The organism is Streptomyces sp. NPDC006208, assembly GCF_040613775.1.
Classification (GTDB): domain Bacteria; phylum Actinomycetota; class Actinomycetes; order Streptomycetales; family Streptomycetaceae; genus Streptomyces.
Window position 1 is genome coordinate 1 of sequence record NZ_JBEXSW010000072.1, and the last position, 22,517, is coordinate 22,517.

Below are 22,517 nucleotides of genomic sequence, written 5' to 3' on the forward strand. Positions count from 1 at the left end.
GGGTGGGGGAGTGGGGGGGGGGGGCGGGGGAGAGGGGAATCGACCGCCCGCCGGCGCCGGGGGCGCCCCCCCCCGCCCCGGGGGCCGGCCCGCCCGCTTCGGTTTCAGTGCCACGTCTACGGATTACCGGGGACCGTCACGGTCGGGCCCGGGACGATGAAGGTGTCGATCGGTCCGGCAGGTCCCGTTGCGCCCGTCGGTCCGGTGGCGCCGGTGGGCCCGGTGGGCCCGGTCGGTCCCGTGGGTCCGGTTGCGCCGGTTGTGCCGGTTCCGGCAGGGCCTGTCGCGCCCGTCGGTCCCGCGGGCCCGGTGGGGCCTGGTTCACCGGTAGGTCCGGTTGTGCCGGTTCCGGTCGGTCCCGCGGGCCCGGTGGGTCCAGTCGGTCCGGTCGGTCCGGTGGGCCCGGTCGCACCGTTCCCGGCTCCGGTCGGCCCGGTCACTCCGGCGGGTCCAGTGGGGCCAGTAGGGCCAGTTGGCCCGGTCGTGCCGGTTCCGGTCGGTCCTGTGGGCCCGGTGGGTCCTGTGGTTCCGGTCGGTCCCGTGGGCCCGGTGGGGCCTGTGGCGCCGGTGCGACCCGGTTTGCACTTGTCGCTTCCACGGTCGGCGGCCGGGCCGGACTTCTTGGGCTTCGGGCACTTGTCCCTGTCTGCACGTGGCGTCGCCACGCTCTCGTGGGGGGCCGTTTCCGCAGGCCGCAAGGTCGCGGCTGCCGGATTCGTGATTCCCATGAGCACGAGAGCGAGCGACGCGATCGCGCCCCCGCTCAGCCAGGCTCTCCGTCGAGGAAGTGGCCCTAGGGCGGACCGTGATGTGCGATCAGAGTTCATGCTCTGCTCCTGATTCTTCGGAACGGACCGGTCGCCCGGTGAGGTGCGGCGACGGCTGAGAACGTCACCTCCCGGCTGCCTGCCCAGGTGCGCCGGGGCGGGCGGGTCGAGCACATCCAGGTAGGTGCGGTCGACGGCGACCATCGGCGGGCTCTGGGAGCGCGGACCTACGGCGTGATGTCGGCGCAGACCGCGTAGGGCGTGAAGCTGATGTCCTCGCCGGTCTGGTTGGTCAAGGACACTTCCCACGAGTCGCCGACCGGTCGGCTGGTGAGGTCGTTCGGCGGCGGGCCGGTGAGCTGGGCACCCCCACCGGTGAGGAGACTGCCCGCGGGGCAGGTCGCCGTCGACGACGCGGGGACGGTCCCGATCGCCACACCGACGGGTTGGTCGCCGACGGTGACAGTGGTGGTGACGGTGTTGCTGGCGGTGTCGATCACCGAGACGTTGTCGGCGAACTGGTTGGTGACGTAGGCGAAGGCCCCGTCGGGGTTGATCGCCACACCCGTGGGGGCGCTGCCGACCGGGATGGTGGTGGTGACGGTGTTGGTGGCTGTGTCGATCACCGAGACGCTGTTCGAGACGCCGCTGTTGGCGACGTAGGCGAAGGCCCCGTCGGGGGTGATCGCCACGCCTTGGGGACTGATGCCGACGGGGATGGTGGTGGTGACCGTGTTGGTGGTGGTGTCGATCACCGAGACGTCGCCCGAGATGAGGTTGGTGACGTAGGCGAAGGCCCCGTCGGGGGTGATCGCCACACCGATGGGGAGGTCGCCGACGATGATGGTGGTGGTGACGGTGTTGGTGGTGGTGTCGATCACCGCCACGTTGTCGTCGGCGCTGTTGGTGATGTAGGCGCGGGTGCCGTCGGGTGTGAACGCCAGGCCCAGGGGACTGTCGCCGACGGGGATGGTGGTGGTGACGGTGTTGGTGGCTGTGTCGATCACCGAGACGTTGTCCGAGCCGCTGTTGGTGACGTAGGCGAAGGCCCCGTCGGGGGTGATGGCCAGGCCTTGGGGGTTGGCGCCGACGGGGACGGTGTCGATGACGGTGTTGGTGGTGGTGTCGATCACCGAGACGTCGTTCGAGATGAAGTTGCCGACGTAGACGCGTTTGCCGTCGGGGGTGATGGCCAGGGCTCGGGGGAGGGTGCCGACGGGGATGGTGTCAACGACGGTGTTGGTGGCGGTGTCGATCACCGAGACGTCGCTCGAGGAGAAGTTGGCGACGTAGGCGAAGGTGCCGCCCTGGGCGGCCACGGCGGGTGTGGCCATGGCGAGGGGGAGGGTCAGGCCCGCCAGCACGGCCAGTCCCGCCATCCAGGCCCGGACCAGCACCCACCAAGAGCCCCTCCCCCCGCGACTTCGCCCTGTACTTCCGCGCCCTGACCCCTGCAGTACTGCGATACCCGACATGAAGACCTCCCGTACCGCACTCACACGGAGGTGCGTCCGAGTGCTCGAAAAACGATCCTGGCGACTGATGTCCTGTCATAAACGCGTGGGGGCGCCACCGCAGCGCTGATGAGTGCCGCGCCAGACGCTAAGCGCCGTGATCAGCGACCGGCCGCTGTGGATCACGGATAGGGCTGTACGGACGACGCGAATCCCCTCTTCCGGACCCGTTCTCCTCTGCCGCATGCCACGGGTCGGAATGGTGAGGTCCGACCGGGGACGAATGCCGCTCCTACGGCGTGATGTCGGCGCAGACCGCGTAGGGCGTGAAGGTGATGTCCTCGCCGGTCTGGTTGGTCAAGGACACTTCCCACGAGTCGCCGACCGGTCGGCTGGTGAGGTCGTTCGGCGGCGGGCCTGTGGTCTGGAACCCGCCGCCGGTGAGGGGACTGCCCGGGGGGCACGTTGCCACGGACGACGCCGGCACCCTTCCGATGGCCACGCCGAAAGGTTCGGCGCCGACGGGGACGGTGGCGGTGACGGTGTTGGTGGTGGTGTCGATCACCGACACGTTGTTCGAACCGGAGTTGCTGACGTAGGCGCTCGTGCCGTTGGGGGTGATCGCCAGGCCCTGGGGGAAAGTGCCGACGGGGACGGTGGTGGTGACGGTGTTGGTGGCTGTGGCGATCACCGACACGTTGTTCGAGAGGGTGTTGGCGACGTAGGCGCTGGCGCCGTTGGGGGTGATCGCCACGCCCTGGGGGCTGTTGCCGACGGGGATGGTAGTGGTGACGGTGTTGGTGGTGGTGTCGATCACCGACACGTTGTTCGAGGAGCCGTTGGCGACGTAGGCGAAGGCCCCGTCCGGGGTGATCGCCACGCCCTGAGGACCGTTGCCGACGGGGACGGTGGCGGTGACGGTGTTGGTGGTGGTGTCGATCACCGACACGTTGTTCGAACCGAAGTTGCTGACGTAGGCGCTGGCGCCGTCGGGGGTGATCGCTACTTCCGCGGGTTGATTGCCGACGGGGATGGTGATGGTGACGGTGTTGGTGGTGGTGTCGATCACCGATACGTTGTTCGTGCCGACGTTGGTGACGTAGGCGCTGGTGCCGTCGGGGGTGATCGCCACCCCCCGTGGTTGGCTGCCGACGGGGACGGTGTCGATGACGGTGTTGGTGGTGGTGTCGATCACTGACACGTTGTCGGAATTGAAGTTGGTGACGTAGAGGCGCTTGCCGTCGGGCGTGAGGGCCAACTTCGAGGGGATGGCGCCGACAGGGATGGTGTCGGTGACGGTGTTGGTGGAGGTGTCGATCACTGACACCGTGCCATCGATCTGGTTGGCGACGTAGGCGAAGGTTCCGGGTGCGGCGGCGGCCGGTGTCGCCAGCGCGACGGGGAGAGCCAGACCCGTCAGGACGGCCAGTCCCGCCACCCAGGCCCGCACCACCACCCACCATGAACCCCCACCGCCGCGGCTTCGCCGCTCTGATGTCCCCCGTACTGCGATACCTGACATGAAGTTCTCCCGTACCGCACTCACACCGAGGTATGTCCGAGTGCTCGAAACGAACAGGCGACTGATGCCCCGTCATGAAGGTGCGAGGCCGCCGCGGCGCTGATCAACGCCGCGCCCGACGCTAGGCGCCGCGATCGGCCTGTGATCGCCGGAGATCCGTGATGGGGCTGTACGGACGACTCGAATCCCCTCTTCTGGACCTACGGCGTGATGTCGGCGCAGACCGCGTAGGGCGTGAAGGTGATGTCCTCGCCGGTCTGGTTGGTCAGGGAAACTTCCCAGGAGTTGTCGACCGGTCGGCTGGTGAGGTCGTTCGGCGGCGGGCCGGTGAGCTGAAAGCCGCCGCCGGTGAGGGGACTGCCGGGTGGGCATGTTGCCACCGATGTCGCCGGCACGCTCCCGGTCGCCACACGTTGGGGGGTGGTGCCGACGGTGATGGTGTCGATGACGGTGTTGCTGGCAGTGTCGATCACTGAGACGTTGTTGGAGTTCTGGTTGGCGACGTAGGCGAAGGCCCCGTCGGGGGTCACCGCCACGCCAAGGGGTGAGGTGCCGACGGCGATGGTGTCGATGACGGTGTTGCTGGCAGTGTCGATCACTGAGACGTTGTTGGAGTTCTGGTTGGTGACGTAGGCGAGGGTGCCGTCGGGGGTGATCGACACGTCCTGGGGCGCGTCGCCGACGGTGATGGTGTCGGCGACGGTGTTGGTGGCGGTGTCGATCACCGACACGTTGTCCGATCCGGCGTTGGTGACGTAGGCGAAGGCCCCGTTGGGGGTGACTGCCACACCTTGGGGCGCGTCGCCGACGGTGATGGTGTCGGCGACGGTGTTGGTGGCGGTGTCGATCACCGACACGTTGTCCGATCCGGCGTTGGTGACGTAGGCGAGGGTGCCGTTGGGGGTGACCGCCACCCCGCGGGGTGCACTGCCGACGGTGATGGTGTCGACGACGGTGTTGGTGGCGGTGTCGATCACCGACACGTTGTCCGATCCGACGTTGGTGACGTAGGCGAGGGTGCCGTTGGGGGTGATCGCCACCGCGAGGGGTGAGGTGCCGACGGTGATGGTGCCGATGACGGTGTTGGTGGCGGTGTCGATCACCGACGTACTGGCTGCGTTGAAGTTGGTGACGTAGACGCGTTTGCCGTCGGGCGTGACGGCCGCGTCGATGGGGCCGTCACCGACGGGGATGGTGGTGGTGACGGTGTTGGTGGCGGTGTCGATCACCGACACGTCGTCCGAGTCGAAGTTGGCGACGTAAGCGAAGGTTCCGCCCTGGGCAGCCGCGGCGGGTGTGGTGAGGGCGACCGGGAGGGCCAGGCCGGCCAGCACTGCCAGCCCCGCCGCCCAGGCCCGCACCAGCCCCCACCACGAACCCCCGCCACCGCGACCTCGCCCCGAACTTCCCCGCCGGGGTGTTCCCCCGACTGCGATACCCGACATGTAGACCTCCTGCAGCGCACCGCACCGGGCGCGTCCGCGTGCTCCGAGTGAAGTCGGCGATTGATGCCCCGTCATGCATGCGCGAGGTGGCCGCCGTGGCGCTGATCAACGCCGCGCCCGACGCTAAGCGCCGTGATCAGCCCGCGACGGCTGGAGATCCCGGATAGGGCCGTACGGACGACTCGAATCCCCTCGTCCGGACCTGTCCTCCTCCCGGCCGTTACCCGAACCCTTCGGGCAGCAGCGCCGCGCGGCTGCTCCCGCGTTGTCATGGGCGCGATGCCAGGGGCGAATCCAGTGGCCCCACCGCGGAGTCTGTGCGCATGCTGTTCCGCATGCCCGATGAACCCAGATACCGGATCCGCGCCCTTCACACCGAGGACACCGTCACCGTCTACCAGGCCTACCGCCCCGAGATCGGCGAGCCGGCCGCGCGCACCGGGCGGTTTCCCGGGGCCTGGAAGCGGGACCGGATGACATGGATCAAGCCGTCGTTCCTGTGGATGATGTACCGCTGCGGGTGGGGTGCCAAGGAGGGGCAGGAGACCGTGTTGGCCGTCGAGATCAGACGCGACGGTTTCGAATGGGCCCTGCGGAACGCCTGCTTGTCGCACTACAAGCGGGGCCTGCATGCCGATCAGGCCACCTGGAAGCGGCAGCTCCGGCAGGCGCCCGCACGTGTGCAGTGGGATCCCGAGCGGGATCTGTATCTCGCGGCCCTGCCGTACCGCTCGCTGCAGCTCGGGCTGGCGGGCGAGGCGGCGGCGCGGTACGCCGACGAGTGGACCGTGGCCATCAGCGATGTGACCCCCCTCGCACACGAGATCCATGGGCACGTGCGCCGCGGAGAACTGGATGCGGCCGCACGGCTGTTGCCCGAGGAGCGGGCGTATCCCGCGGGGGAGGAGCTCCTCGGGCACCTCATGGCGTAGGTGTGTCCGAAGGGCGTATCGGCCCAGGCGCGGCCCTCTCGCCAGTCCCCGACCGCAGCGTTGTTTGCGCGGCTTAATCGATGATCGGCCCCCGATGGGGGCGGGTGAGTCGGCCCGCGACGCTCAGCTGGCCTCCCATCAGCGATTCCTCACCTTCCGTCAGGTCCACCGGCGAATCCGGGGCGCTGTACGTCCATCCCGGAGCCCCCGGTACGACACGTTCCGTTGCCCTTCGGGAATTAGCTTCTCGGCAATCGGCGAACTCGTCGCCGTCGGACGGAGGATCCACGTGACGTCAACGGGGGAAGAGGGGGTCGGCGCTGCCCGGCGGCCGTCCGCGTTTCTGAGCATGTCGCTCGACCACGTCGACGGTCCGATGTCGGGCCCAGGACCAACGGGCCCCGGGCCGCAGCCGAGACTCAAGGTGACGGCGTCCGTCCTCAACGAACGGGCGGGCAAGGCCGAAGGAGTGCGCACCCAGTTCCTCAAGGCGGACGACGAGGTGATGCTGGAGACCGGGCAGGTGACCGGCTCCCTCAAGGGCTTTGCGACGGACGCCGCCGTCGCCACGTTCCTGGAGCGCTGGCGGGGCCAGATGTCGTACGTGAAGGAGCAGTTCACGAGTACGGCCCAGGCGCTGCGCGCTGCCGCGACCACCTTCACCGCGGAGGACAAGAAGCGGGCACAGGCTGCCGGGAGCGTGAACACCGGTTCCCAGGGCAAGGGACAGAACCCATGAGCGGGCAGCTGACCTACACCGACGTCAGGAATGCCAACCTCACCCCGCTCAGCGAAGCCGTCACGAAGTGGAGCGTGGCCCCGGGGAAGTTCCAGCAGATCGGCGTGAACTTCGGCACGCAGGTCACCAAGGGGCTGGCGGCCTCCGACTGGGAGGGTGAAGCGGCCGACGCCGCGGAGGGGAAGTTCCGCAAGGTCCAGGAGCAGATCCAGGCGGCCGTCGACGAGTCCCGCCGCGTGCACAGCGTCCTGCGGCAGGGCCTGGAGGACTTCAGAGCCGCGAAGAGGGCACTCGAGGACATCGAGACGGAACTCGAGGGCCACCCGCACCTCAGGCTCAACAAACACGACGGCTCCGTCTACGTCGACCTGACGACCGCGGAGAACAACAACACCGCCGCACTCACCAAGGCCTACCAGGACACCTTCGCGTACTACCGTGAGCGCACCAGCAGCGCCATCGCCAAGGCCGAGGAGGCGGACAGTGCCCTGGCCCACGCCCTGACCGCGGACGTCAACGGCACGGACCGCGGATTCAACGACAAGGCGTACGACTCCCTGGCCCAGGCCCGGGCCGAATCGGCCAAGGATCTCAAAGCGGCTCTTGATCTCGCCGGGCTCGAGAACGGCAGGATGAGCTCCGACCAGCTGAGCCGGCTGTCCCTGGTGATGGCCCGGCACAGCCAAGACCCGGCGTTCGCCGAGGAGTTCGCCACCCGGCTGGGACCGGAGGAGACCCTCAAGCTCTGGTACAACGCGACGCACCCGCGCAATGCCCTCCACCCGGACACGGACATTGACGAGAAGTCGTGGTGGAAGTCGGCCAAGAGCCTTCAGGAGAGCCTCGGGACCACCCTGGCCACCGCATCGCATTCCGACAGTCCCGAGATGCGGGCCTGGAAGGACGAGATCATCCGCACCGGTTCGGAGCGGCTGAACACCGGGGGAACCACCCACCCCTACGGCTTCCAGGTCATGAGCAATCTCATGCGCTCGGGCACCTATGACACGAGCTTCCTCAACAGTTACGGCGACAAGCTCGTCGCCTGGGACGAGAAGAACAACACCAAGGACGGCTACGCCTACTGGTCGAACACCGCCGACGTCGACTCGCTCAATCTGATCGGACGGCGCGACGACACCGGCCACGACCCGATGACCGGCTTCCTCGAAGGACTGGGCCACAACCCGAAGGCCGCCACCGAGTTCTTCGAGCCGCCCGCCGGCGCGGGTTCGACGTCCGAGATCAACTCCCACCTGAAGTACCTCGCCGAGGAACGCAACTGGGTCTTCGACGGCAACACCGCGGGCGCTCCCCGCGACCTGCCCGGCCATGAGGCGCTCGGGCACGCCCTGACGGCCGCGACGACCGGCTACGCCTGGGACGCCGAAGAACTCAGCGGCAAGGACCCCGAGATCTTCAGCCATGGAGGCGACCGCAGGACCGCGGCCACCGCGGACGTCATGGAACAGGTCGTCGCCGTGTACGGCGGCGAGGGCGGCCCGAAACTGCTCCATGACCAGCCGGGGATGGCCGGTGCGCTGGGTGCCATGGGCGGTGCCTATGTGGACGACCTCAACTTCGCGGTGTCCGGCACGGGCGCGGACCTGGAGAACGACGGGGCATTCCCGGCCGCGTACAAGGGGCGCGCCGATTTCGGCCGCACCGGTGCCATCGACTTCCTCAGTGTGCTGGGGCAGAACGAGGTCTCGCACGGCATCATGAATCAGGCCGAGCACCTCTACACCATCGACCGGCTCGCGCAGCACCCGCCTGCCGACGGGGCGGACAACTACGCCATGGGACGCAGGGCGCTGCTGACCGAGGCCGAGGTGCGGGGCATTCTCGACCACTCCCGTGCTGCGCAGATCGAGGCGACGTACGCCCACGACACCGCGAAGGCGCAGCAGGCCTTCCAGGAGTCCTCCAACTGGACGCGTGTGGGCTACAGCGGTGCGGCCCCGGCCCTGAGCGCGGGAATCGTCAGCGTCGTCGGCAAGGCGGGCCCGTGGGGAATGATCGTCCCCATCGCCATGGGCGCAGGTACCGAATTCGCGAAGGTGTTCCACAACGACGCCGTGTTCGGCGGCCCGGATCTGCCTCAACCGGTGGATTCACGGCAATTCTTCATACGCGGTGAGGAAGGTCTGGGCGCGACGGCCGCAAAGTACCTCGAAGGGCACAGCAGTGAAGCAGACGCGACCGGAAACCTCTCCGACGACCTCAAGAACAACTACGGCACCGGGGCGCAGGAGAGTGCTCAGCGAGGCCGTAAGCCCTACACAGGCTGAGGACGGAGTCACCGTGCGACGGGCGCGCGTGCTCACCCGGCGCCGGCCCTCACTCGCCCTCGCGCTGTGCGTGGCGATGGCCGTTGTGTCGTGCACGGCCGGGAAGGAGGAGCGGGACGACGGGGTACCGGCGGGGAAGGTGTGCGACTCGTCGTTCTCCGCCGAGGCCCGGGACGCTCTGGGCAGGATCAGCACGGCCGGCCGGTACCAGGAGTCGGTCCTCCCCTTGGACAAGGCGGTCACCCGACTGCGCGGCCACGCCGACACCAGCACGTCCCGCAGCACGATCTGCACCGTGCACACCGCGGAGCAGAGTGCACAGGACCCGCTCTTCCGGATCGAGTTCGTGCATGTCGACACGGGAGTCGTATGGCCGCCGGCGCTGGATCCGGACGATTCGTACTACCCCTTGGGGCTCTACGCCGACAGCAGCGACGAGCAGGCGTTCATCGCCTTCCGGTGCTCCAGGGGCCTTCGGAAGAACGGTCCTCCGGTGGTGGCGGGCGTACTCGAGCCCGACAGCAAGGACCCGTCGGCGAAACTGTCGGACGTCGAGCGGAGACATGCCCACATGGTCATGCTCCACTCCGCTTCACGCGCCTTGGCCGGGAAGCTGGGCTGCCTGGCGGAGGCGGGACTCCCGCCGAAGCCTCCTGAGCCCTCGCCGCACCGCGCGTACCGGAAGCCGCCCTCGCTGGAGACGCTCGAGAGGGAGTTCGCCGGGGACGGGTGACGGGAGAAGCCGAAACGTTCCGGCCAGGCCCGAACAGGGCCTGGCCGGAACGGAGGGTCAGAACAGCGAGTGCAGCAGTTTGTTCGGGGAGCCCGTACGCGGGTCCACGACCTTGCCGCTGGTCGCGTTGTTCACCAGCGCGTCCCTGACCTGGGCCGGGGTCGCGGCCGGGTGGGCCGCCAGATACAGCGCGGCGACACCGGCCGTGTGCGGGGTGGCCATCGAGGTGCCGGAGATGGTGTTCGTCGCGGTGTCGTTGTCCTTCCACGCCGAGGTGATGCTCACGCCCGGTGCGAACAGGTCGAGACAGGTGCCGTAGTTGGAGAACGACGCGCGCCGGTCCGTGTTGTCCGTCGCGCCGACCGTGATCGCCTCGGGGACGCGGGCGGGCGAGTAGTTGCACGCGTTGACGGGCCAGCCCAGGATGTTGCCGTTGCCCGCCGCGATGGCGTAACTGACCCCCGACGCAATGGACTTCTTCACCGCGTTGTCCAGGGCCGTGTTGGCGCTGCCGCCCAGGCTCATGTTGGCCACGGCCGGCTTCTTGGCGTTGGCGGTCACCCAGTCGACGCCCGCGATGACGCCGGCGTTCGTGCCGGAGCCGTTGCAGTCCAGGACGCGTACGGCGATCAGGTTGACGCCCTTGGCGACGCCGTACGTCCTGCCGCCGACCGTGCCCGCGACATGTGTGCCGTGGCCCTGGCAGTCCTGGCCGTTCTGGCCGCCGCCCACCGTGTCCGTGCCGATGCTCGCGCGCCCACCGAACTCGCTGTGGGAGGTACGGATTCCGGTGTCGATGATGTAGGCGTTCACGTTCGACGCGGGCGTGTTGTACGTGTATGTCTTCGACAGCGGCAGGTTGCGCTGGTCGATGCGGTCGATGCCCCAGGTGGCGTTGGTCTGGGTCTCGCTGATCCGGACCGTGGCGTTCTGCTCGACGTACGCCACGCGCGGATCTGCTGCGAGGGCCCGCGCCTTGGCCGCCGACATCGATGTGGAGAAGCCCTTAAGGGCATTGCGGTAGGTGTGCTTCGGCGTGACGCCCAGATCGGCGGCGCGCGTGCTGCCGTCCTTCAGGACGACGATCCAGCTGTTCTGGATGGCGGTTGCAGTGGGGGCGAGACGAAGATCGCCGATCGTCGCGCTCTGCGCGGTGGGGGAAACGGCGAACTGGAGACCTGCCGCAAGGACGACTGCGGGTATCAGCGTCCCGATGCGGCGGGCAGAGACTCTCATCTCGTGCACCTGACCTTTCGTTGACCGATCACGGACAAGGAGCGTGCATCGTGCCAGGTGGTGCCGTTGCGCCGAACAGGGGCTCGTGCTGTGACCTAGGACACAGGATGAGTGCATGACAAAGGAATCGGTGATGGTGGAGATCGTGAACTGCCCTTGATTCAAAGGGAGTTGGTCTCGGCAGCCGGACCCGTCAGTCCGCCGTCAGATCCCATGTGTGCATGGTGAAGATTCCGTCGTCCCTCGCCCCCGCCGACCGGTACGTCGCGAGCGCCGCCTCATTGTCCGTGTCGACGCCGACCCACACGTCGTCACAGCCGCCCGCCCGCGCGACCTCCACCAGCGCCGGCCGATGCCCCGCCCGCGGAACGGCTCGTCCACCGACAGCTCGTACAGACACATCTCCGTGCCCTTGTCGGGATGGAGCATCTCGATGCCCGAGACCATCCCGGCCGGTGCGCCGTCCACGTACGCGATCAGCATCAGATGCCCGTCGGCGGCGAGAAAACGCTCGGCCCACTCGGGCCTGGCCGGCCCGTCGTACAGATGCTCCGCCGCGATCAGCTGGTCCACCGTCGTCGCACGCCGGATGTCCATGCGGGGCCCCGCTTGCTCATCTCCCGTGTACCGCGTCTGGTGTACGGCGACGCTGGTGCGTACTACCCGAGGAGGCTCCCCAGTTCCGCCCGGCGGCAGCCGAGACCGTGCGGCGGCGCCGCTTAGGGTTCAGTCATGCAGATCCGACTTCCCCGGCCGCGCGGCCGATGGCTCGCGGGGGTCGCCGCCGTCGCGGTCCTCGCCGGCGCAGGCACCTGGACCGCGGTCGCCGACGACGGCGCACCCGCCGTGCACCGCGAGGACCGGGTGCAGGCCATGCCCGGGGCGAAGATCGACACGTCCTACTTCACCGCGGGCGATGCGCAGGGCCGCCGCCCCGCCGTGCTGCTCGGGCACGGCTTCGGCGGCAGCAAGGAGGACGTACGCGCGCAGGCCGAACAGCTCGCCCGCGACGGGTATGCGGTGCTGACCTGGTCCGCGCGCGGCTTCGGCCGGTCCACGGGACAGATCGGGCTGAACGATCCCGACCACGAGGTCAAGGACGTCTCCCGGCTGATCGACTGGCTGGCGAAGCGGCCCGAGGTGCAGCTGGACGGGAACGGCGATCCGCGGGTCGGGATGACAGGAGTGTCGTACGGCGGGGCGATCTCGCTGCTCGGCGCGGCGTACGACAAGCGCGTCGACGCGGTCGCGCCGCAGATCACGTACTGGAACCTCGCGGACGCGCTGTTCCCCGACGACGTGTTCAAGAAGCTGTGGGCCGGGATCTTCTTCTCGACCGGCACGACCGCCTCGACCGACCCGGCCGGCGGACGGGGCGCGTCGGACCCGCCGGCACAGGCTCCGGCGGGCGACGCGCCCGCTGCCGGTGAGGCTGCGGGCGACCGTTCCGGTTCCCGCGCGTCGCGGCCCGCCACCGGGCAGCCCGCCGACCCCACCGGCTGCGGCCGCTTCCAGCCCGCCCTGTGCGCCATGTACGAGCGCGTCGCCGTCGCCGGGAAGCCCGACGCCGAGGCCCGCGCGCTGCTCGAGAGCCGCAGCCCCTCCGCCGTCGGCGACCGCATCAAGGTGCCCGCGCTCATCGTGCAGGGCCAGTCCGACTCGCTCTTCCCGCTCCAGCACGCCGACGCCATGGCCAAGGCCATCAGTGCCAACGGCGCACCCGTCGCCGTCGACTGGATCGCCGGCGGCCACGACGGCGGGGACCGGGAGAGAGGGCGCGTCGAGGCCCGGATCGGCACCTGGTTCGACCACTACCTGAAGCGGGACAAGGGAGCCGGCACCGGGCCTGCCTTCCGCGTCAGCCGGACCGGAGGCGTCGACTCCACCGACGGCCAGGCGCTGCTGCGCGGCGCGAGTGCCGACCGCTACCCGGGCCTGTCCGACGGCACCGAGCAGATCGCGCTCACCGGAACCTCCCAGACCTTCGCCAACCCGGCCGGCGCCACCCCGCCCGCCATCTCCGCCGTCCCCGGCCTGAGCGGCGGCGCCGGCCGGCTGTCCTCGCTCGGCGTGGGGATCTCCCTCGACTTCCCCGGCCAGTTCGCGCGCTTCGACTCCGCGCCGCTGACCCGCTCCACCTGCATCACCGGATCGCCGACCGTCACGGTCGAGGTGAGCTCGTCCACGGGGGAGGCGGTGCTGTTCGGCAAGGTGTACGACGTCGGGCCCGACGGCCGCAGCCAGGTGCTGCCCGCCCAGCTCGTCGCTCCGGTGCGGATCGAGGACGCCCGCAAGGCCAAGAAGGTCGAACTGACCCTGCCGGCCGTGGACCACGAGGTCGACGCCGGCCACCGGCTGCGTCTGGTCCTGTCCGCCACCGACCTGGGCTACGCCTCTCCGGCCGAGCCCGCCACGTACACCGCGGCCCTCGCCGGAGGCGGTGTGCTGACCGTGCCCACCGCACCGGCCGTACGCACCCAGGCCGCCGTGCTGCCCTGGTGGGTGTGGGGCCTGCCGGCCGCGGGCGCGCTCGTGGCGTCGGGGCTGCTGTTCACCTCCCGCCGCCGTGCGATCGCCCCGGCCCCCGACCCCGAGCGGGCCGACGTGCCGCTGGAGATCACCGGACTGACCAAGCGCTACGCCAGGTCCGCCGAGCGGTACGCCGTACGGGACCTGTCCTTCCGCGTCGAGAAGGGCCAGGTGCTCGGCCTGCTCGGACCCAACGGCGCCGGCAAGACCACCACCCTGCGCATGCTGATGGGCCTCATCCGGCCCGACGACGGCGAGATCCGCGTCTTCGGCCACGCCATCCGTCCCGGTGCACCCGTGCTGTCGCGGGTCGGCGCGTTCGTCGAGGGCGCGGGCTTCCTGCCGCATCTGTCCGGGCGCGACAACCTGGAGCTGTACTGGCAGGCCACCGGCCGTCCCGCGGGCGACGCGCACTTCGAGGAGGCCCTGGAGATCGCCGGTCTCGGCGACGCGCTCGCCCGGGCCGTGCGCACCTACTCGCAGGGCATGCGGCAGCGCCTGGCCATCGCCCAGGCCATGCTCGGCCTGCCGGATCTGCTGATCCTCGACGAGCCGACCAACGGTCTCGACCCGCCACAGATCCGCGAGATGCGGGACGTGATGATCCGGTACGCGGCCGGAGGCCGGACCGTCATCGTCTCCAGCCACCTCCTGTCGGAGGTCGAACAGTCCTGCACGCACCTGGTGGTCATGGACCGCGGCCGTCTGGTGCAGGCGGGACCGGTCGCCGAGATCACCGGCGAGAGCGACACCCTGCTCGTCACCACCGAGGACGAGGTGTCCGAGCCGCTCGTCGAGAAGGTCGCCGCGTTGCCAGGTGTCGGCTCGGCGGCCCGTACGGACGGGGGACTGCTCGTACGGCTCGACGGCACCAGCGCCACCGCGCTGATCGCCGAACTGGTGCGCCTGGAGGTACCGCTGACGGGCGTCGGGCCGCACCGCCGCCTGGAGGACGCGTTCCTCACCCTGATCGGAGGATCCGCATGAGCGCGCTCGTCGATTCCGCCCCCGGCTACCGGGCCCGGCACACCCTGCCCCTGCGGGTGGAGGCGGTACGGCAGCTGAAGCGCCGCCGGACGCTGGTGATGGGTGCCGTCCTGGCCGCACTGCCCCTCGTGCTGATCGCCGCGTTCGCGATCGGCGGCACACCGGACGGGCGGGACAACGGGCGCGTGAGCCTGATGGACACGGCCACCGCGTCCGGCGCAAACTTCGCCGCCACCTGCCTGTTCGTATCGGCGGGCTTCCTGCTGGTGGTGCCGGTGGCGCTGTTCCACGGCGACACGGTCGCCTCGGAGGCCAGCTGGTCCTCGCTGCGCTATCTGCTGGCCGCGCCCGTGCCGCGCACCCGGCTGCTGTGGTCCAAGCTCGCCGTGGCGCTCGGGTTCAGCGCCGCGGCGATGCTGATGCTGCCGCTGGTGGCGCTGGCCGCGGGCACGGTCGCGTACGGCTGGGGGCCGCTGCAGCTGCCCACCGGCGGCTCACTGGACACCGGTGGCACCCTGCCGCGGCTCGCTCTGGTCGTGGGCTTCGTCTTCGTGTCCCAACTGGTCACGGCGGGGCTCGCGTTCTGGCTCTCCACCAAGACAGATGCCCCGCTGGGCGCGGTAGGCGGGGCGGTCGGACTGACGATCATCGGCAATGTTCTGGACGCGGTCACGGCGCTGGGCGGCTGGCGCGAAGTGCTGCCCGCGCACTGGCAGTTCGCCTGGATCGATGCACTGCAACCGCAGCTGGAGTGGACCGGGATGGTGAAGGGAGCGGCGGTGTCGGTGACCTACGCACTGGTGCTGTTCGCGCTCGCCTTCCGGAACTTCAGCCGCAAGGACATCGTGTCGTAGGACAATCAGCGGCAATCCGGTCGAAAACTTCCGGTCGTTGCCGCATCGAGACGCTTCCGCAACCCCTTCGTCTGCTCCTTCCGGCCGTCTCGCACGTCACATTCACAAGTGCCGACGATGCAGGGGGAGTCGAGATGGAATTCCATACACGAGTGGGCAGGGGAGCGCTGGCGGCGCTGCTCGCCGGCGGCATCATGCTGACGGCGGCGTGCGGCGGGAGTCAGAGCGACCGGTCGGCCTCCTACGACGGCGGCGGCCGGAAAGCAAAAGACGGCGCACCCGCCCCGGTCGTACCCGACGGTGGCAACGGCGCGCCGCAGGAATCGAGGGACGGCGCCGCGGACGAGGAGTCCCGCGAGATCGCGCCGCCCGCCGACTATCTCTCCACGTTCGCACTCGACGTGGACACCGCCTCGTACCACTACGCCCGGCGCACCCTCAAGGACGGCTCCCTTCCTGCCCGGGACGAGGTCCGGCCGGAGGAGTTCATCAACAGCTTCCGCCAGGACTACGCGCGCCCCGAGGGCGACGGCTTCTCGGTGAGTGTCGACGGGGCGCGCCCGCGCAGCACGGAGGGCGAGATCGACGACTCGGGCGGCGAGGAGTGGTCGCTGGTGCGTGTGGGCCTGGCCACCCGTACCGCCGAACGCAGGAGCGAACGCCCGCCCGCCGCACTCACCTTCGTGATCGACATCTCCGGCTCGATGGCCGAGCCCGGCCGGCTCGACCTGGTCAAGGAATCGCTCGGCGTCCTCACCGACGAGCTGCGCGACGACGACTCGATCGCCGTCGTCACCTTCAGCGACGAGGCCGAGACCCGGCTGCCGATGACCCGGCTCGACGGCAACCGTGACCGTATCCACTCCGTCATCGACGAGCTGGAGCCGACCGACTCGACCAATGTCGAGGCCGGTGTCACCACCGGGTACGACGAGGCCGTCGAGGGCAAGCGGCGCGGTGCCACCAACCGTGTCGTGCTGCTGTCCGACGCGCTCGCCAACACCGGCGAGACCGAGGCCGACGCGATCCTCGACCGTATCGACGACGCCCGCCGCGAGCACGGCATCACGCTCTTCGGGGTCGGCGTCGGCAGCGACTACGGCGACGAGCTGATGGAGAGCCTCGCCGACAAGGGCGACGGCCACACCACGTACGTCTCCACCAGCGAGGAGGCCCGGAAGGTCTTCGTCCAGCAGTTGCCGAGCCATGTCGAACTGCGCGCCCGGGACGCCAAGGCGCAGGTCGCCTTCGACCCGCAGACGGTCAAGCAGTTCCGGCTCATCGGCTACGAGAACCGCGCGGTCGCGGACGACGACTTCCGCAACGACCGCGTGGACGGCGGCGAGATCGGCCCCGGCCACACCGTGACCGCGCTGTACGCGGTACGGCTCCGGGACGGCGCGAGCGGTCATGTCGCCACGGCGACCGTGCGCTGGCTCGACCCGAGGACCCGGGCGCCGCACGAGCGGACGGGCACCGTGGAGACGGATGCGATCGACGGCGCCCTGTGGAGCGGCTCCTCCAAGCGTTTCCAGATCACCGCCGTCGCCGCCTACTTCGCCGAGGCCCTGCGCGGCGGCGACCTGCCGGGAGCCCCGAGCCTCGGTCAGCTGGAGGACCGGGCACAGGCCCTGGCGAAGTCGACCGAGGACAGCGCGGTGGCCGAACTGGCCGAGGCGATCGGGCAGGCGCAGCGCCTGAAGGACTGAGCGAGCGGGGGGTGGGCGCGGTCCCACCCACCCCCCCCGTGTCGGCCGAGGCGCCCGCGGTCGCACCCCCGCACGGCCACGCCATAGGGACAGAACCACGCTGCGCCATCCGGCCGGGGGCGTCATGATGTGCCCCATGCCCACCCTTCTGCTCGCCCTCGCAGTGGTGTCCACCGGCCTGTACGCGGGCTTCATGCTGATCTTCCTGACCGGCATCATGCCCGGGCTCGCCCGGCTGACGGACGAACAGTTCGTGCCGGCGATGCGCCGGCTCAACGAGACCGTGCCGCGCGGCATCTTCCTCGTCGTCTTCCTCGCCGAGGTGGCGTTCCCGGCCGCGGCGCTCGCCGTTCCCGTCGACGGCCGCACCGGCACCGGGACATGGCTGGTCCTCGCGGGCCTGGTGTGCGCGGCTCTCAACCACCTCGTCACCATCACCGGCAACATTCCGCTGAACAACGCGCTCGCCGCGTCCGAGAAGGCCACACCGCCCGTGCCCGACAGCGAGGTGCGTACGGCGTTCGAAGCTCCGTGGAACCGGCTGCACCTGTACCGCACCCTGCTCGCGGCCGCCGCGTTCGTCCTGCTCGTCTGTGCCACGCTGACGTGACGGTGACCGGACAGCCGTCGTACGGATCCGCCGGCGGACAGCTCGTCCGCCCACCACCACGACCGATGAGATGCCTCAACGGTGCTCGGGGTTGGGGAAGTCGAAGCGGCAGCCGGCGTCCCACTCCGAGCGCTGGTTGCCATGGGCCGGGATGCCGCCGGCGCGCTTGAGCATGGTGGCCAGATGGATCAGGTTCCACGACATGAACGTGGTGTTGCGGTTGGTGAAGTCGTTCTCCGGCCCGCCCGACCCCGGGTCCAGATACGAAGGGCCGGGGCCCGCCTCACCGATCCACCCCGCGTCGGCCTGTGGGGGGATGGTGTAGCCGAGGTGCTGGAGGCTGTAGAGGACGTTCGAGGCGCAGTGCTTGACGCCGTCCTCGTTGCCGGTGATCAGACAGCCGCCCACCCGTCCGTAATACGCGTACTGGCCACGGTCGTTGAGGAGCGACGAGCACGCGTACAGCCGCTCGATGACCTGCTTCATCACCGAGCTGTTGTCACCCAGCCAGATGGGGCCCGCGAGCACCAGGATGTCGGCCGCCATGACCCGCTCGTAGAGCGCGGGCCATGCGTCGACGCTCCAGCCGTGCTCGGTCATGTCCGGCCACACCCCGGTGGCGATGTCATGGTCGACGGCCCGGACGAGCTCGGTGGAGACGCCGCCCGCCTCCAGCACGGCCCGGCTCTTGTCGATGAGGCCATCGGTGTTGCTGATCTCCGGTGAGCGCTTGAGGGTGCAGTTGATGAACATTGCGCTCAAAGGGGGCACAGGGGGCGAAGTCATGTCGGGGAGCGTAGTGCGACGGTGCGGGCGGCCGGGGGACGCGGCGCCGCCGTAAGGCTTTCGTCATCTCCTGCGGGACGTTCGGGGGCCTTCGAAGCCGTTGAATGTGTACAGGGAGACAGAGATTCGGGAGGCAGCGATGGGACGCGTGCGCACGGTACTGACCAGGCCCTTGGTCCTCGGGGCGCTGGCGGTGCTCCTGGTGGTGGCGGGTGCGGGTCTGTACTGGTTCCAGCCGTGGAAGCTGTGGCAGGACGAGACGGTCCGTGAGGCGCTGCCGACGGCGGCTGCGCCGTCCTCGCCTTCCGACCCGTCCACGTCGCCGTCCGGGGAGGCATCGGCGTCGCCCGCGACGCCGCAGACGCTGGCGAGCGGCGAGCTGATCAGCCACGAGCACCCGACGTCCGGCACGGTGAAGCTCCTGCGCCTGGCCGACGGCTCCTACACCCTGCGCCTGGAGAGCCTCGACACCAGCAATGGCCCTGACCTGCGCGTCCTGCTGACCGACGCGCCGGTGAAGGAGGGCCGGGACGGCTGGCACGTGTTCGACGACGGGAAGTACGTCAGCCTCGGCAAGCTCAAGGGGAACAAGGGCGACCAGAACTACGCCCTTCCGTCGGACATCAAGCCGGCCGACTTCACCAGTGTCAGCATCTGGTGCGACCGCTTCGACGTCTCGTTCGGTGCGGCGGAGCTGCGGCAGGCCTGATCCCGGCGCCCCTCGTGACCGATCCCGCCCGCGCGACATCACCCTGTCCGGGTGATCCCCCGGCCCTGTGGCCCACCGGACACTGCCCAGGGAGCGACGTGGGAGGAGCCATGGGAACAACGCCTGGTCCATCGCCTGGTCCGACGGCGGGATACGAGCCGCCCGACCCCGGGGACGTCTTCGGCAGGGACCCTCAGGAAGTCCTCGGTGACCTGGGGGCTTCGTGGGGCTGGGCACTCGGCCTCGCCCTGGCCACACTCCTGCCGGGCATCCTGGTGCTGGTCTGGCCGGACGAGACACTGCACGTGCTGGCCGTCGTGATCGGACTGCAACTGCTGGTCACGGGCGGCTTCCGGTTCGTGACCGCCTTCTCCAGAGGCCCGGGGCGCAACGGAAGCAGGATGCCCGGGGTGCTCATCGCGATCGTGGCCGTGCTGGCAGGCGTGCTGTGTCTGCGGCATCCCATGCAGACGATTGCCGCACTGTCGCTGATCGTCGGAGCGTTCTGGCTGGTCTCGGGCCTCCTCACCGCGTTCATCGCCATCGAGGACCGCGGCCTGGCGCACCGGGGGGTGGCCTTCGCTCTCGGGGCCATCGGCGTCATCGCGGGGATCGTGGTCCTCGCCTTCCCCGCGCAGTCCGCGGTCGCGCTGGCACGGTTGCTCGGACTCTGGCTCGTCCTGATCGGCGTCGTCGAACTGGCGGGAGCCGTGGCTCTGCGCGCCGCGACCCGTGGACGGACCGATCCGAAGAAAGCCGGAGCGTAGAAGCGTCAAGTGGAGCGCGGGGACGCCGGGCGCCCGGCGCACGCCCTCGTGCCGCGACGTCCGGTGAGCCCTTTGTGCCCACGGTCCCGGCCGGCCGGTGATTCCCTGGTGGACGGCCCCCTGCCGTCGAGGGAGTATCGGTGGTGAAGGGGCCGTGAGCCGGGCTATTCCTCCCCGTACGCGCGAGCGGTCACAGCGCCGTTCCCCGGCGGGCACATCCGGCTCGCCGGGAGGCCACCGGCCGTACCGGCTCATGGCCGGGGCGCTCGTTCCCTTGTGCACGCGTCCCCTGTGCACGCGTCCCCTGTGCACGCGTCCCCGTGCACGCGCGGCGCGCAGGCCTCGACAACCGCTCCACCTGATCGCACCGGTGGCCCGGGCAGCCTGCACCGGGGCCCTGGGCCGGCGGCTCGCAAGAGGTGATTCCACGATGAAACTGCCGCTCGAAGGTTCTCGTCACTCGGCCGCCCCCGCCACGGCATCCAGGCCGCCTCCGGTGAGCGCTGCCGACGCCGGTCTGCTCCTCCTCCGAGTGACCTTTGGCGTGATCATGGCCGGGCACGGTGCCCAGAAGCTGTTCGGGCTGTTCGGCGGGCCGGGCTTGGACGCCGCAGGGCAGGGCTTCGCCGACCTGGGCTACGAACCCGGCGTCTTCTTCGCCGGTCTGGCAGGAGTCTCCGAACTCCTCGGCGGCCTGGGACTTGCGCTTGGACTGCTCACCCCGCTCGCTTCGGCAGCCCTGATCGGGGTGATGATCAATGCCATGGCGCTGGCCTCCGACGAGGGCCTGTTGGCTGTGGGCGGCGCCTTCGAATATCCCATGACCATTGCCGTCGTCGCGCTCACGGTCGCTGCCGTGGGCCCGGGCCGCCTCTCGCTCGACGTGCGCTTCCCCTGGCGGGACGGCGGGTGGCGTCCGGCCGCCTTCGCCCTGGGCGCGGGGGGCATCGGGGCCGCCATCGTCATGGCGTTGTGACGCGGCTCGGAGCCGGCAGTCAGCCGTACGCGCGCCAGGGCCGCTCACGCGAAGGCCCTTTGGGCGGTCCGCGAGACAGATTCATACGGTGGTGCGGGAGTTGGGCTTCAGCGCAAGGCGGGGCCGACTCCTCCTGCGGGCCTTTCGCCTGGGCATCGAGCACCCGTTGACACCGGTGCCCGGCCGGCTGGTCCGTTCCGGCCGCGTAGGCCCCGCCGAATCTCCGGCCGGCTCAAGGATCTTCATGGGCTTGGTACGTGTGGCGACCCGGAGTCTTCCGCTCTACGGTCGGGAGAAGGGGACGTCTCCGTCGGGGCTCATCGCGGTCGGCGGAACCCGCGGTGAGCGGACGGGCGACCACGCCGGCGACGGGCTGTCGAGCGACCGGCATCCACGCAGTTGGACGGAGGACCAGCAGCATGGGCACCATCACCACCGATGACGGCACCGAGATCTTTTACAAGGACTGGGGCAACGGGCAACCGGTCGTGTTCAGCCATGGCTGGCCGCTCAACGGCGATGCCTGGGACAACCAGCTGCGTCTGGTCGCGGAGAGTGGCTACCGCGCAATTGCTCACGATCGCCGTGGACACGGCCGCTCGAGCCAGCCATGGAACGGCAACCACATGGACACCTATGCCGACGACCTTTCCCAGCTGATCGAAACCCTGGATCTGCGGGACGCGGTCCTGGTCGGCCACTCCACCGGCGGCGGCGAAGTGGCCCGCTACATCGGCCGGCACGGCACAGGCCGCGTCGCGAAGGCGGTCCTGCTGGGCGCCGTACCCCCGCTGATGCTCAAGACGGATGCCAATCCGGAGGGCCTGCCCGTCGACGCCTTCGATGCCATCCGCGACGGCGTCGCGGGCGACCGCTCCCAGTACTACTGGGATCTGGCGGAACCTTTCTACGGCTTCAACCGCCCTGGCGCCAAAGGCAGCGACGGGGCACGCCGCGCTTTTTGGATGTGGAGCATGCAGGTCGGGCTCAAGGGCGCCTACGACTGCATCGAGCAATTCTCGGAGCAGGACTTCACCGAGGACCTGAAGCGCATCGACGTACCCACCTTCATCGCGCACGGCGACGATGACCAGATCGTCCCCATCGTGGCCTCGGCACAGAAATCGGCCCAACTCGTCAAGGACGCGACGCTCAAGGTCTACTCGGGAGCGCCGCACGGCCTGGTCGGCGACTACGAGAAGGAGTTCAACGCGGACCTGCTGAATTTCCTCCGCAGTTAGGCCCTGGCCGGGCGTTCTTGTCGGGCCCGCGGCGACAGCTGCGGCACCTCGCTGTGTTGTCGGAGTCGCCCGAGTACGTCCGGTACGAGGGCGACCTCCGCCTTGCGAGCCGTATGCGGCGCGGCGGGCGGCGTGTTTCCACACCACCCGCCGCGACCGGCCGGCGCCGGCCGGGAGAACTCGCCTTCTGCCCCGACCGCCCGCTCCGTCAGGGAGGATCGCACTCAGGG

General features: G+C 69.7%; 17 protein-coding genes and 1 pseudogene. 12 read left to right on the forward strand and 6 right to left on the reverse strand.

The genetic code is table 11. The annotated features are described in order from the left end of the window. Window positions 1-994: 994 nt before the first annotated feature. The 3 genes from ABZ208_RS36360 to ABZ208_RS36370 all read right to left on the reverse strand — a co-directional run bounded on the left by ABZ208_RS36360 (window position 995) and on the right by ABZ208_RS36370 (window position 5,104). Window positions 995-2,164 carry a beta-propeller fold lactonase family protein gene (locus tag ABZ208_RS36360; RefSeq protein WP_356913733.1) on the reverse strand — a complete coding sequence of 390 codons (1,170 nt, stop codon included), beginning with the start codon at window positions 2,162-2,164 and terminating at the stop codon, window positions 995-997. A gap of 349 nt (window positions 2,165-2,513) precedes the next feature. Then, on the reverse strand, window positions 2,514-3,743 hold the full coding sequence (locus ABZ208_RS36365) for a YncE family protein (RefSeq protein WP_356913734.1): 1,230 nt from the start codon (window positions 3,741-3,743) through the stop codon (window positions 2,514-2,516). Between the two features lie 200 nt (window positions 3,744-3,943). After that, window positions 3,944-5,104, reverse strand: a complete 1,161-nt coding sequence (locus ABZ208_RS36370) for a beta-propeller fold lactonase family protein (protein ID WP_356913735.1) — start codon at window positions 5,102-5,104, stop codon at window positions 3,944-3,946. A gap of 419 nt (window positions 5,105-5,523) precedes the next feature. Here ABZ208_RS36370 and ABZ208_RS36375 point away from each other — a divergent pair, with 419 nt between their 5' ends. The 4 genes from ABZ208_RS36375 to ABZ208_RS36390 all read left to right on the forward strand — a co-directional run bounded on the left by ABZ208_RS36375 (window position 5,524) and on the right by ABZ208_RS36390 (window position 9,883). Then, window positions 5,524-6,120 (forward strand): DUF4291 domain-containing protein, encoded by a 597-nt coding sequence (locus tag ABZ208_RS36375; RefSeq protein ID WP_356913736.1) that lies wholly within the window; start codon window positions 5,524-5,526, stop codon window positions 6,118-6,120. Window positions 6,121-6,409: 289 nt separating this feature from the next. Further along, window positions 6,410-6,859, forward strand: coding sequence for a type VII secretion target (locus tag ABZ208_RS36380; RefSeq protein ID WP_356913737.1), 450 nt, complete (start codon window positions 6,410-6,412; stop codon window positions 6,857-6,859). After that, window positions 6,856-9,150 carry a DUF6571 family protein gene (locus tag ABZ208_RS36385; protein ID WP_356913738.1) on the forward strand — a complete coding sequence of 765 codons (2,295 nt, stop codon included), beginning with the start codon at window positions 6,856-6,858 and terminating at the stop codon, window positions 9,148-9,150. The genes ABZ208_RS36380 and ABZ208_RS36385 overlap by 4 nt, the downstream gene beginning before the upstream one ends. A 13-nt stretch (window positions 9,151-9,163) precedes the next feature. After that, window positions 9,164-9,883: a hypothetical protein gene (locus ABZ208_RS36390; protein ID WP_356913739.1), complete on the forward strand. Its 720-nt coding sequence runs from the start codon at window positions 9,164-9,166 to the stop codon at window positions 9,881-9,883. Between the two features lie 57 nt (window positions 9,884-9,940). Here ABZ208_RS36390 and ABZ208_RS36395 read toward each other — a convergent pair whose 3' ends face one another. Continuing rightward, the gene (locus ABZ208_RS36395; protein ID WP_356913740.1) at window positions 9,941-11,128 is read right to left on the reverse strand and encodes a S8 family serine peptidase; all 1,188 of its coding nucleotides are present in this window, start codon (window positions 11,126-11,128) and stop codon (window positions 9,941-9,943) included. A 184-nt stretch (window positions 11,129-11,312) separates the two neighbouring features. After that, a pseudogene (locus tag ABZ208_RS36400) lies at window positions 11,313-11,716 on the reverse strand (GNAT family N-acetyltransferase). Window positions 11,717-11,851: 135 nt separating this feature from the next. Between ABZ208_RS36400 and ABZ208_RS36405 the strand changes: the two are divergent. From ABZ208_RS36405 to ABZ208_RS36420, 4 genes are all read left to right on the forward strand, one after another. After that, window positions 11,852-14,635, forward strand: coding sequence for an alpha/beta fold hydrolase (locus ABZ208_RS36405; protein ID WP_356913741.1), 2,784 nt, complete (start codon window positions 11,852-11,854; stop codon window positions 14,633-14,635). Then, complete coding sequence (locus ABZ208_RS36410) at window positions 14,632-15,489, forward strand: ABC transporter permease (RefSeq protein WP_356913742.1); 858 nt, start codon at window positions 14,632-14,634, stop codon at window positions 15,487-15,489. Before ABZ208_RS36405 ends, ABZ208_RS36410 begins: the two co-directional genes overlap by 4 nt. Window positions 15,490-15,623: 134 nt before the next feature. Further along, entirely contained in the window at window positions 15,624-17,198 is a 1,575-nt protein-coding gene (locus ABZ208_RS36415) for a von Willebrand factor type A domain-containing protein (RefSeq protein ID WP_356913743.1), read from the forward strand. 136 nt (window positions 17,199-17,334) lie between these two features. Continuing rightward, the gene (locus ABZ208_RS36420; protein ID WP_356913744.1) at window positions 17,335-17,808 is read left to right on the forward strand and encodes a DUF1772 domain-containing protein; all 474 of its coding nucleotides are present in this window, start codon (window positions 17,335-17,337) and stop codon (window positions 17,806-17,808) included. A gap of 75 nt (window positions 17,809-17,883) precedes the next feature. On the opposite strand, the gene ABZ208_RS36425 is transcribed toward ABZ208_RS36420, so the two are convergent. Next, window positions 17,884-18,594, reverse strand: coding sequence for a flavodoxin family protein (locus ABZ208_RS36425; RefSeq protein ID WP_356913745.1), 711 nt, complete (start codon window positions 18,592-18,594; stop codon window positions 17,884-17,886). Between the two features lie 139 nt (window positions 18,595-18,733). On the opposite strand from ABZ208_RS36425, the gene ABZ208_RS36430 reads away from it, so the two are divergent. From ABZ208_RS36430 to ABZ208_RS36445, 4 genes are all read left to right on the forward strand, one after another. Further along, on the forward strand, window positions 18,734-19,303 hold the full coding sequence (locus ABZ208_RS36430; protein ID WP_356913746.1) for a DM13 domain-containing protein: 570 nt from the start codon (window positions 18,734-18,736) through the stop codon (window positions 19,301-19,303). 110 nt (window positions 19,304-19,413) lie between these two features. Next, complete coding sequence (locus tag ABZ208_RS36435) at window positions 19,414-20,070, forward strand: HdeD family acid-resistance protein (RefSeq protein ID WP_356913747.1); 657 nt, start codon at window positions 19,414-19,416, stop codon at window positions 20,068-20,070. A 430-nt stretch (window positions 20,071-20,500) separates the two neighbouring features. Continuing rightward, on the forward strand, window positions 20,501-21,046 hold the full coding sequence (locus ABZ208_RS36440) for a DoxX family protein (protein WP_356913748.1): 546 nt from the start codon (window positions 20,501-20,503) through the stop codon (window positions 21,044-21,046). A gap of 419 nt (window positions 21,047-21,465) precedes the next feature. Beyond that, window positions 21,466-22,287 carry an alpha/beta hydrolase gene (locus tag ABZ208_RS36445; protein ID WP_356913749.1) on the forward strand — a complete coding sequence of 274 codons (822 nt, stop codon included), beginning with the start codon at window positions 21,466-21,468 and terminating at the stop codon, window positions 22,285-22,287. The last annotated feature ends 230 nt before the right edge of the window (window positions 22,288-22,517 follow it).